Source organism: Cytobacillus sp. IB215665, assembly GCF_033963835.1.
Classification (GTDB): Bacteria; Bacillota; Bacilli; order Bacillales; family SM2101; genus Nanhaiella.
Genome location: NZ_JAXBME010000006.1, coordinates 175,135 through 187,248 on the forward strand (window position 1 = coordinate 175,135; position 12,114 = coordinate 187,248).

At 34.2% G+C, this 12,114-nt stretch carries 7 protein-coding genes; 6 read left to right on the plus strand and 1 reads right to left on the minus strand.

The annotated features are described in order from the left end of the window. The first annotated feature begins 200 nt into the window (after nucleotides 1-200). A complete protein-coding gene (locus SLH52_RS10675) occupies nucleotides 201-608 on the plus strand; it encodes a hypothetical protein (RefSeq protein ID WP_320209260.1) in 408 nt (135 codons plus the stop codon). A gap of 118 nt (nucleotides 609-726) precedes the next feature. After that, nucleotides 727-1,959: an MFS transporter gene (locus tag SLH52_RS10680; RefSeq protein ID WP_320209261.1), complete on the plus strand. Its 1,233-nt coding sequence runs from the start codon at nucleotides 727-729 to the stop codon at nucleotides 1,957-1,959. 618 nt (nucleotides 1,960-2,577) lie between these two features. Here SLH52_RS10680 and SLH52_RS23380 read toward each other — a convergent pair. Continuing rightward, nucleotides 2,578-2,706: a putative holin-like toxin gene (locus SLH52_RS23380; RefSeq protein WP_410629484.1), complete on the minus strand. Its 129-nt coding sequence runs from the start codon at nucleotides 2,704-2,706 to the stop codon at nucleotides 2,578-2,580. A 260-nt stretch (nucleotides 2,707-2,966) separates the two neighbouring features. Here SLH52_RS23380 and SLH52_RS10685 point away from each other — a divergent pair, with 260 nt between their 5' ends. The 4 genes from SLH52_RS10685 (at nucleotide 2,967) to SLH52_RS10700 (ending at nucleotide 12,082) form a co-directional block, all read left to right on the plus strand. After that, nucleotides 2,967-4,127, plus strand: a complete 1,161-nt coding sequence (locus SLH52_RS10685) for an exonuclease SbcCD subunit D (protein ID WP_320209262.1) — start codon at nucleotides 2,967-2,969, stop codon at nucleotides 4,125-4,127. Further along, nucleotides 4,124-7,234, plus strand: coding sequence for an AAA family ATPase (locus SLH52_RS10690; protein ID WP_320209263.1), 3,111 nt, complete (start codon nucleotides 4,124-4,126; stop codon nucleotides 7,232-7,234). Before SLH52_RS10685 ends, SLH52_RS10690 begins: the two co-directional genes overlap by 4 nt. Nucleotides 7,235-7,273: 39 nt before the next feature. Next, on the plus strand, nucleotides 7,274-7,903 hold the full coding sequence (locus SLH52_RS10695) for a hypothetical protein (RefSeq protein ID WP_320209264.1): 630 nt from the start codon (nucleotides 7,274-7,276) through the stop codon (nucleotides 7,901-7,903). Nucleotides 7,904-9,238: 1,335 nt separating this feature from the next. Further along, nucleotides 9,239-12,082, plus strand: a complete 2,844-nt coding sequence (locus SLH52_RS10700) for a hypothetical protein (RefSeq protein WP_320209265.1) — start codon at nucleotides 9,239-9,241, stop codon at nucleotides 12,080-12,082. The last annotated feature ends 32 nt before the right edge of the window (nucleotides 12,083-12,114 follow it).

Consider the following 12,114-nt stretch of genomic DNA (forward strand, 5'->3'; position numbering starts at 1 on the left):
GTGGAATGTCTATGAAGGAACTCTTTTCGTTACTTGTTTTGCTATCTTATGGACGTATTAATATGTCCACGATTGTTTGTCAACATAAAGAAGGAGACAGTTAAAGCGAAAGGGGACGCTTCATTGCTGAAGTGATCGCATAATATAATGATGTTAATATGATATAAAATGTTTAGGAGATAATAAAAGGAGCTCATAATTTGAGTAAACTAAGCATAAGTTCAGGAGTTCTTACATGTTTCGTTGGATTTATATATATGTCAGGATTATTTGGTCAAGTTGAATCTGAAGTCATTACATGGGGGCTTCTTCTTGCGCTTTTAGGTGGCTTAAGTATTTTTTTTGAGCTGCTGGAGGATAAGACAAAACGCTTAAAAGTCATTAATAGCTTCATTTTACACATAATTGTTTTACTTCAATTATTGCCAATATATCTTTGGTTTTCATATTACGGGATTAGCATATCTGACGGTACACCTTCAAACAGCTTTGTTGCTCACTATTTATTTGCGGTTCCTCACATAGCTACGATCATTTTATGTTTGCTAAGCTTGTATCCACTGATAAAAGCAAAGAAAGATCCACTGATAAAATCAAAGAAAGCATAATCTGTGCTTATAAGACTAAAGTCGTATATAATGATCAACCTTATTTATGAAGCTATTCAGTACCACTATGCTATAATTTACCTATTCTGTTAAGCGTAGAAAAAGCAAGGTGGTTTATATGAATAAAAGTTTTTATGCATTACTTATAAGTCAAACGTCTACAAACTTGGGTTTCTCATTATATACAATGGCTGTTGTTATGACGATATTCAAGGAGACGGGTTCAACTACATTATCTGCGTTGGTTACAGTTTTGAGTCTAGCTTCAAGGTTAATCAGTGCATTTTTGCTACCATCAATTTCTGATAAATTTGCATTAAGATCGATTCTTATATTTGCTCAAAGTATTCAACTGCCATTCATTATTGTATTGGCAGTGTTATTGGTCCAAGAATATACCGTGCCGATCTTGTTGTTACTATTTAGTACTTTGACAGTTATTTCTTTTTTTAATGGTTGGTTTGGTCCAATTAAATCTACCCTCGTACGATCTGCAGTAGCAGAAGACAATAGAGTACGTGCAAATAGTTTACTAGCTACTGTAGATCAAACATTTTTATTAGCTGGATGGTCGATTGGTGGAATATTACTACAGTTTGTTGGACTATATGTAACATTAGGCTTAACATTTTTGTTGATATTATTATCCTTATTGTCATTAGTAACAATAAATATACAAGCTGTCATGAACGATACTAAACGTGAGCCCTTTGTTGTCCGTATCACAGAGGGGTGGAAATACTTATTTAAGCATCAAGGCTTAAGGGTTATCGTTACGATGGATTTAATTGAGGCATGGGTAGGAACTATATGGATTGGACCAATTACTATTGCCTATGCCTATGAAGTATTGAATAAAGGAGAAGCATGGTGGGGGTATATTAATAGTGGTTATTATTTAGGTGCAATCATAGGTGGGATACTTATATATAAACTATCTACAAGGATACAAGGGAACTTAACGATATTTATGATAACTGGGGCATGTTTATTTGGAATGCTGACATTCACGTATGGTTTAATTACTAATGCTTATTTAGCGCTGCTATTAGTTGTATTAATGGGACCAGCTTATCAAATGCGTGATATGGCACAAGTAACAATGACTCAAAATAGTGCTGACGAAAGAACGTTAACGAAGGTCATGGCTGCGAAATCTACACTTATGCAATTTATTTCTATTGTCTCTATGTTAGGAATTAGTCTATTTGCAGATTGGATTGGTGTAAAATATGTGTATATTTTTGCAGGAATCTTATTAACTAGTTCTGCCCTGTACGGTTTTATACATTTGTACATCCTTAAAAAGGGTGTAGTGTTAGAAAAAGAATTAGAACAACCTTTGTTATAAAGATATTTTCATAATTAAATGTATAAGATATTACTATTAAAAATTATATCGGCTCTTGTCATAGAATTATTGTTATTTGTATAAAATAACGATAGCAAAACAAGTTTTTTACAATTTTCATCGTTAAAAAACTTAGCAGTTTTCACTAAATGTTTCGTATGAAAGTTGTTTTACTTAGTAAGTAAAGGCTCTTATTGTAAACTTTATTGCTTTTTTCACTCACATATGAGTAACTGATGAATATCATATGATTTTTGTAATCTACAGAAAAAAGCTAACCGAATGCCTGTTATATTCGTGTATAGCTCATGTTGCGAAGACAGCTTAAGAATACACAATAATCATTGAAACACTGAGAAAAGAGAAGGCAAGGAACGATCATCGTCCTCATGTACGGCAAAATTGCTACGAATGCTAGTTAAACAGTCAAACTAATAAATGGATGAAATTTACACTAAGATATGCTATATTATAATTGGATAGATAATTTTAATACAAATGAAAGCAGACTATAGGTGCTTGAACACCAACAGTCTGCTCATACAATAGTTTTCCCTTCAAAGGGGAAGGCAGCGGATGATATAACCCACCCTACTTTGCCGACAAGCTCAAGGGTGGTTATTTCTTGTTATCGAAAGACAGTATCGCGATGATGAGAATCCCAAAAGAGACCATTAAGCTCACCGCTTCATATACCGTCAAGGCATCACCCCCTCTCCAATATGGAATGACGGGTTCAGCCTTCACACCCTTGAGTACCAACTATTGTATTACTTCCATTATAACACTATTATGGAACAAATTATTAAAATATTTGATATATAGATTGAAAGTTAACTTATTGTTTTATATGGATTTAATTACTGAACAACAAAAGTGAAGTGGTTCTTTAGATAAGAAATAAATGAATCAACATCCGATATGGATACCACAAGATAATCTAGAATTTACTATACTACTTTTTAAGAATATAATAGAAGAAGAGTTTAATGAGGCAGGTGTAATAGATGAAATTTTTTCATACAGCTGATTGGCACTTAGGTAAATTAGTTCAAGGTGTTTATATGACTGAGGATCAAGAATATGTGCTAAATCAATTAATTGAAGCAGTTGATCAAGAACGACCAGATGCTGTAATTATAGCTGGTGATGTCTATGATCGTGCTGTGCCTCCTACAGAAGCAGTTCAACTGTTAGATGAAATATTAAGGAGAATTATAATAGATTTACAAACTCCAGTTTTAGCGATTGCAGGGAATCATGATAGCCCTGGTAGACTACATTTTGCAAGCAGTGTGTTGAAAGCAGCTGGACTACATATTGTCGGGCATCTTTCTGAAAAGATAGAACCAGTGATTATAAGAGATGAATTCGGTGAAGTTCATTTCCATTTAGTACCTTATGCTGAACCTGGCGTTGTCAAACACTTGTTAAAAAATGAAGAAATTCGAAGTCACGATGATGCTATGGAAGCTATTGTAACCCAAATAACTGAACAAATGGATAATAAGGCCAGGCATGTATTTATTGGACATCATTTTGTCACACCAAAAGGTGAAAAAGAAGAAAATACAAGTGATTCGGAGCGTCCACTAGCAATTGGTGGAGCTGAGCAAGTGAATGCAAGTTATTTTTCACATTTTCATTACAGTGCTTTTGGTCATTTACATCAAGCACACAAAGTTGGCAATGATAAAATAAGGTATGCAGGATCACCATTAAAATACTCGATTTCTGAAGAGACACACAACAAAGGGTTTTATATCGTCGAGATGGATGATGTAGGTAATACATCGATAGAAAAGAGAGTATTTTCGCCTCGGCGTGATATGCGAACGATAGAAGGGTATATGAAGGATATCCAATTACAAGACAAAAATGAAGATTATGTGTTTGTTAGATTGCTAGATGATCATCCGGTACTATTTCCGATGGAAAAAATTCGTGCTGTTTATCCTAATGCTATGCATATTGAGCAAAAGCAAAGTACACCAAGTACGCCAGAGGGTACACAGAAAAAAAATAATCAACGGACACAAATGGACGAGTTATCACTTTTCAAAGCTTTTTATACAGATGTTAAAGGTACAGAAGTGAAGCAAGATACGGAAAATTTATTTCGTGATGTACTACAACATATTCTCCGAGCGGAAGGAGAACGGACATGAAGCCAATTACTTTAACTATAAGCGCATTCGGTCCATATAAGGATAGAGAAGTAATTGATTTTACTAAATTAGGTGAGCAAAGGTTGTTTGTTATTTCCGGAAGTACAGGAGCAGGAAAGACAACGATCTTTGATGCCATTTGTTTTGCTTTATATGGAGAGGCAAGTGGACAGGAACGTCAAGATACGAAAATGTTACGAAGTCATTTTGCAGATGATGATACACATACTTCAGTAGAATTAGTGTTTCAACTTAGGGATAAGCAATTTCGTATCCTTCGACAGCTATCACATGTCAAGGAAGGTAACAAGACACCAACAGGTGAGCGTTATGAATTATATGAGCAATTAACTAGTGGTGAAGAAATTCCATGTGTAGATCGTTTTAAAGTTACTGACGTAAATAACAGGCTTGAACAAATCATCGGCTTAACGAGAGACCAGTTTCGACAAATTGTTATGCTACCACAAGGAGAATTCCGTAAATTATTAACATCAGAAACAGAAAATAAAGAAGAAATACTTAGACGCATCTTTAAAACTGATTCATTTAAACGCATAGCTGATCGATTGAGAGAGATGAAAAAAGAAATTGAGCTAACATACATGAACAAGTTGAATGAACGAAGCTTGTATATTGATCAGCTAAAAGGGTTATTGCGTGATCGTGAAGGATCTAAACTAACGGAACTTCTAAAAGAAGAGCATATTAATACGCATCAAATTCTATCAGCATTAGATCAAGAAATTGATGAATTTGACAAGGAATCAAACACACTATTGCTAAAGCAAAAGACAGAACAACAAAAATATGATGAAACCTATGAGCTGCTACACCGTGGCAAGGTAGTCAATGAACGTTTGGATTTGCTTAATACAAAAAAATTAGAGCTCTCAAATCTATTAGGTCAAGAGCGAAATATAAAATTAAAAGTGGATGAATTAGAGCTTGCTACTCAAGCTGAACAGCTCCAAGTTATTGAACAACAAGTAAAAACGGTAAAACTAGAAGTTCACGATAAGGAGAATGAGCTTACAGCTATTACAGAGAAGTTAGAGAGCACTAAACAACTATTCGATCAAGTGAAAACAGATTATGAGCAGGAGCAAGAAAAAGACCGTATCCGTGAAGCTTTATCAATAGAGTTAAACCGTCTTCACGATTTAATACCTACTGTACAAGAACTTGATGCTAAACAACAATTAGTAAGCGGATTGAGTCGTGAGCTAAAACATTTAAGCAGCCAGCTTAATGAACTTAAAAATCAACATAAATCAAATTCCCTGAAAAAAACGGAGCTCTTTGAACAAATTCGAATGCTTGAATCGAAGGTTGATTCTTTGCCTGACAAACATAAACAATTGTTGTATTTAAGAGAGCAATCTAAGGCTGTCAATGAATATCTCCAGCTCGTTTTACAAGGTAAACAAGCATATAATAAAATGACACAGAGCTTTAAAAAGTATGAATACGTTAACCAAGTTTATAGTCAATTAGAAAAGCAGTGGATAGATGGACAAGCTAGTTTACTAGCTTTAAGGTTAAAACCAGAAGAACCGTGCCCTGTTTGTGGTAGTATTGAGCATCCGAGTAAAGCGTTATTAAGTGAAGGTATGACTACAAAAGAGCAGCTTGAATCGCATAAAAAAGAAAAAAATTTATGTGAAACAACGTATTTGAATGCAAAAGCGGTTTATGAAAATTTACGTATACAGCTTGAAGAGAAAAAGGAACAAATTGAGCATTATGGGTTTTCTATAGACCAATTGCAAGAGCAATATGATCAATTAGTGATTCAAGGAAAACTATTAAAAGCTGAAGTAGAGCAACTAGATCAGGACCAAAAAATTGTAGCTAAATATAAAAAAGAATATGATAGGCTTGAGATTTCTCTTCAACAAGAAGAAGAGAAAAGGACGCAAGCTGAACAACGATATCAAGACGTTACAATAAAATATGGGACAGAGGAAGAACTTTTACAACAAAATATAACAAAAGTGAGTGAAGAGGTTCGTTCTGTAGAAAAGCTTCAAGCCAATATAACTAAAGTTGCTAATGAAAAGAATCGTCTTATGCATAAGTGGAAATTGGTACAAGACCAATTTAAACAAGCTAATGAAAATGTTGTAACAGCTAACGTTAATGTGGTAAATGTAACGGATCAGTTAGCAAAAGCAAAAACAAAGCTTGAAAAAACTGAACAAACATTTTACACTGAATTACGTCTAGCAAATTTTGAGAATGATCAAGTCTATTTGAGTGCAAAGCGTAATAAGGACGCTATGAAGAAATTAAAGGACGAAATCGAAAGCTTCCATGTGGCACTAAATACTACAAGAAAGCAAGTCGAAGAGCTCGACAAGGAGCTTGCTGGAAAAGAACGAAGTAACGTAGAGATACTAGAACAACGTGTTATGGAGTTAAAAGGACAAACTGAATTAGTGAGGAAATCTTTGCAAACATCAGAATATTACAAGATGGAGGCACAGAAGTTAAAACAATTAATTGTTGAATCGAGTGAAGCTGAACAAGGTGCCGAACAAGAACTAGGTCTGATGAGTGATCTGTATAACGTTGTTCGTGGAGATAATGAAAAGAAAATCTCATTTGAAAGATACTTACAGATTGAATTTTTAGAGCAAATCATTCTTGCTGCCAATGAGCGATTAAAGCAACTCTCGTATGGGCAATATTACCTTGTTCGTAGTGAACGTTTAGAAAAACGAGGTAAACAAAGTGGGTTAGGGTTAGATGTTTATGATACTTACACGGGACAAAAGCGAGATGTGAAATCCTTATCAGGTGGAGAAAAATTTAATGCGTCTTTATGTTTAGCTTTAGGTATGACTGACGTTATTCAATCGTACGAAGGTGGAATTTCAATCGAAACGATGTTTATTGACGAGGGCTTTGGATCACTTGATGAAGAGGCACTTCATAAAGCTATCGACACACTCGTTGAATTACAGCAAACTGGACGTATGATTGGAGTCATATCGCACGTCCAAGAATTAAAAAATGCCATGCCCGCAATATTAGAAGTTACAAAGACAAAAGAAGGCTACAGCAAAACTCGGGGCATGACCACCGCCACGTTAATGCGTTAACGTGTTGGGGGTGTCGTTTCCAAAAAGGAGAGAGAGAAATTGACAGTTGATAAAATTATAGAGGTTGGTTCACAGATCCAGTTGCAAGCTGTGGATTTATTGAAACCTTGGCAAACAGTGATTGTATTAGTCATTATCTTATTATTGTATATTGCATTATTAGCAGGCTCTAACCGTGTAAAAAGAATAAAGAGCCATTTTATCATAGGTGCTGTACTAGTGGTCGCTTTATCAGTTGTACACTTTTTTGATTATGAAAAAGCGCTTGCCAATGATGAAGAATTTCCTGGTAGAATGGAAGATTGGGAGCAAGACTACGTCTTACCTTATATTAATAATTTAGAGGTGCTGACCCAAGATATTGAAGAGATTCAATATAGTGAAGAACTAGTTGTAAAAGCCGAGGAAGACGAAGAGATTATCGACAAATATAAACGATATTACACTCAAGAGGTTGCTGGTGAAGTGCAACCTGTAAGGTTCTATTATGTTGATAATGAATTAAAGGAAGATAAAGTTGGTGGGGGATTTTATAGAGTAGTTGTAGAAGAAGGTCTTGAAAAGCCATACTTCACATATCAACAATTAGAACGAGGCTTCCCACACGGATTTAATAAGACAATGTATAATGTTGAAATACATGTTGGTCCTGATCATATAAAAAAATAAATAGTAATAAAAGGCTTTTTTCGTAAGCTTTGTTGCTATTGAGACTAATTTAGAACTGCAATTAATATGATGAAGGAAGAATGGAAAATACTATAATGGATGAAATCATCTTTTCATCAGAAAAGGGGATCATTTAGAAGAACCATTATTTTTTTGATTGATTAATATAAAATGTAAAAAACTCTCCTCTATTTGGTGAGTTTTTTATATTTGTTCGCATGCATCATGAAACACGATCTATTACTCCAATGCGTATAAAATCTACTCATTTCCATCATCTGTAATCCTCCTACTAGATTAAGAAATAAATCAATTATAAGTTATAACAATATGAGGTGAAACTACAATATACAAAAGGATCAATATGATTAATGCACCCATAATAAAACTAATCCTTGCAAAAATCTTACTTTCCTTGTTGATTATAGGGTATAAAACTATTAATAAAGTTCCAAGTCCAAGCGGTATTAGGGCTAACATTATAGATGCCTCGTTAGATAAATATAACATTATAAATACCTCCTTAGATAAATATAAAACTATTTTACCATTTTTTAGAATGAAATTGTCCGAACAACCATGCTTATTATTAAAATTGGGTGATTCACTGTCGGAACAAACATGTTTACTGTCCAAACTAGGCGCTATACTGTCGTAAAAACTATGTTTACTGTCCAAACTAGGTGTTTTACTGTCGTAAAAACTATGTTTACTGTCCAAACTAGGTGTTTTACTGTCGTAAAAGCTATGTTTACTGTCCAACCTAGGTGCTTTACTGTCCGTACAAACAAGTTTACTGTTCAAACTAGGTATTTTACTGTATGAACAACTATATTTACTGTCCAAAACTATGCGCTTTATTGTCAGTACATCAATATATTTATTCAAACAGCCCCGATTCTATTCACCAAGCTGAAAACAGATCATTTCCTCACTAAAATAGGCTTATACAGTCGAAAATCGAATTTGTTGAAATATATCGAATTTTGTATGATTTAGTCAAATGATTAATTCCTCATTACTACAGTTGTTATTCTCTCTATTAATCTATCAAGTTTTAACGAGTTTTATTATTTAATTTAAGGAGGTGATTAGTAGCTATACTTCACAATTAGTTTTCCTTCGTCATTCGAGGCCGTTTTCGCATTGTTATACGAACTATGAAATAAGTGAGTATATACCTAGTGTAGTGAGTGGCATCTTTCTCATTGTTAAAAACGTCATATGCATAAATTTACTTGCTAATACTCTAAATTGGTTTCAATAGCAAAAGGTTTACGAAAATAGCCTAAGGTAATACCTTTAGCCCAAAATAATTGAAAAGATGGTGAGATTATGAAAAGTATAGTAAGCAGTTCGACTAAATATTCGATAAACATCATTTTTTTCCTGTTATTATTTGTTTTTATTCCTCCAAATGTATTAGGTGCTGTAGATGATGAAAGTGAAGAGCTAGAAGCACCTCCAGGATATGAAGTAATTGATAGAGGTACATATCAATTATATTTACCTGATGATTCTGCTGCATCTGGATCTATTTCGAAATCGCTAAAAACAGATCCTACTACTGTACAAGAGGTGGGAGACAGGGGAAACAGCAGCGGTTATGTGGAACCAGAATTAATTGTTCCTGCGCTTGATGACAACGAGGCTTTTCCATTCGACACATATGAAAATCGAACAATATTTCATGGAATTGAACCATTTGAGTATATTCCGATAAATTTTATCATAGATCCTGGTTATAACGATCATTATTACAATGCGGAATATTATGAGAAGCTTGCAGGCGAGTCATTAAGTGTTCTAAATAATGCGTTAGATAAATATGATCCAAATATTGACACGTTCAGAGCAATATATAGTCCTGATAATGGGTTATTAAATTCTGCTTTTCCTGTTGGTACCCCTAGAGAAATTACTTTATTATTGGACAAAAACTCATATTTTGCTGAGGGATTGACATTAGATATAGAGGAATGGTGGGAGAGAGCTGCATATGGAAATGAGAAGACGGGTGGACCTGCTACGGCTAGTTTTCAAAGATCTTATGGGTTGACTGAGTCACAGCAGGAAATGGCAACACTTACTCATGGGTTTGGCTTAGGTATTTCAACTGAATTTACTAGCAAAGCTTTTGCAGTAGAATTTAAAGTAGGCGTGAGCTTAAATTATAATTACTCTGATTCAAGAAGCTATGCGTTTTCTAGAACGATAAATGAGGCTAATACAGAAACTTTTACTAAGCCTTTTGGAACAATAGCTGGTGCAAATCCATATAAATGGGCAGTTTATAACTTAGTTACGCAATCTAAAGTTAATTTTACGCAAGCTAATCATTTTCATGAACTTAGCAAAGCGTTTGAAAATGACTTAGACGATTATGGCCTTAGACCTGATAAAAATTCTTATGTTATCAAAATGGTCAATAAAGGCTACGCAACGATGGAAGTACCAATTTATCCAGAAGATTCTCTTTTAGAAGTACCATCAAACGTACGTGTAGATTCATCATTTGCTGACTTGACGACAACTTTGTCTTGGGATCAAACTTCTGATCCGAATGTAGACGGCTTTATCGTATATAAAAATGATAGTATCGCCGCACTCATTCAAGACCCAACTGTTACGAGCTGGTTAGATGTGAATGTAGAACCAGAAAAAAATAATGTTTATTGGATCAAGTCTTATCATGAAGATACCCTTTTTGATAATAGAACATTATATAAAACGGTATCACGACCAAGTAATGAAGTTTTTGGGAAAGTCGAATTAACAGCCGCATCGTTAAGAGATATTGTTCAAACTAGCTGCTCTATTCCTTTTTCTTGGGAAGATGATCAACTACCAGCTGGAGAGAGAACATATTATAGAGTATATATTGGTAATCCTGATGCAGGCGGTGAAGAAGTAGGAGCATTTGAAGGTACTGATGCTTCAGTGAATATTTCAGCTGAATTATACGATGTATTAGTTGAAAATGACAATGTAGATTTTTATATAATGAAGGAAGTTTTATATAATGATAAATTAATTAAATCACCAACTTCTAAAATAGCTAATAACTTTGCTGTAACAGAAACTGCATTTCTATTTACTAAAACAGGATTTAACGGCGAGTGTGTTGCAGTCAGTAAAGGTCAAAAAGTATCTGATGTGAGTTCAATAGATTTTCCGAATAATAGCCTATCATCTATATTAGTAAGAGGAGATGTATATGTTACACTACACAAAGATAAAAGTTATGGTGGTTTAACTCAAACGATATTTGGTAATGCGACTTTCCGTGACTTAGATTCAAAAGAAATAGGCGCTAATACGGTTTCATCTCTAGAGGTGCAAGAAAAGAAAGATGGTATTTATCTTTTTACAGGCTCACAGTATATGGGTGACATGCTGTATAAATCTAGAAATAATGATGGTATATCATCATTTGATGATATTCAAGCAGATATTGGCTTTCCAAATGATGATTTATCTTCAGTAAAGGTAGTTGGACCGTATGCACTTATAACCTATCAATATAAAGGGTATGATGGTGAAGTTTCTTGGTTTAATGATGGCGGGGACAAAACGTTAGATGATAGAGCTATAGGTGATAATCGAGCATCAGCTATCAAAATAGTAAAAGGTGAAGGTGTTCACTTCTTTAAAGATAAAAACTTCAAAGGAGAGCACAATAGGTATAATAATTGGTTATTGTGTGGATTAATTACTAAGGATGGATGTGAAGGTGGCTTTCCTAATGATGCATTAAGTTCAGTACTCGTTATCGGAGATTGGGCTGCTGTATTATATGAACATATGAATTATGAGGGGAATATGTCTTCGTATAAAGATGGTTCAAAGTGGCTATCTGGTTCAAATGTTGGCAAAAACCAAGTTTCTTCTTTTATGATATTACCAAAAGGAGTTTATTTATTTAAAGATAAAAACTATAATCCACTAAATACGTATAAAAGGATTACTAAAATAGGGGCTTATTCTACTACAGAGGAAGTTGGAATTACAGAAGGTTCATTATCCTCAATATATATTGTCGGGGATTACAAAGCGACTTTGTTTACAAAAACTAATTTTGGGGGAACAAGTCAATTATTTACAGTGAGCGATAAAGACCTAAGTGATAATCCTGTTGGAAACAATAATGTAAAATCTCTTACAGTCGAGGAGAAATAATATATCATAAAGCTCAACACACATTGAGGTTT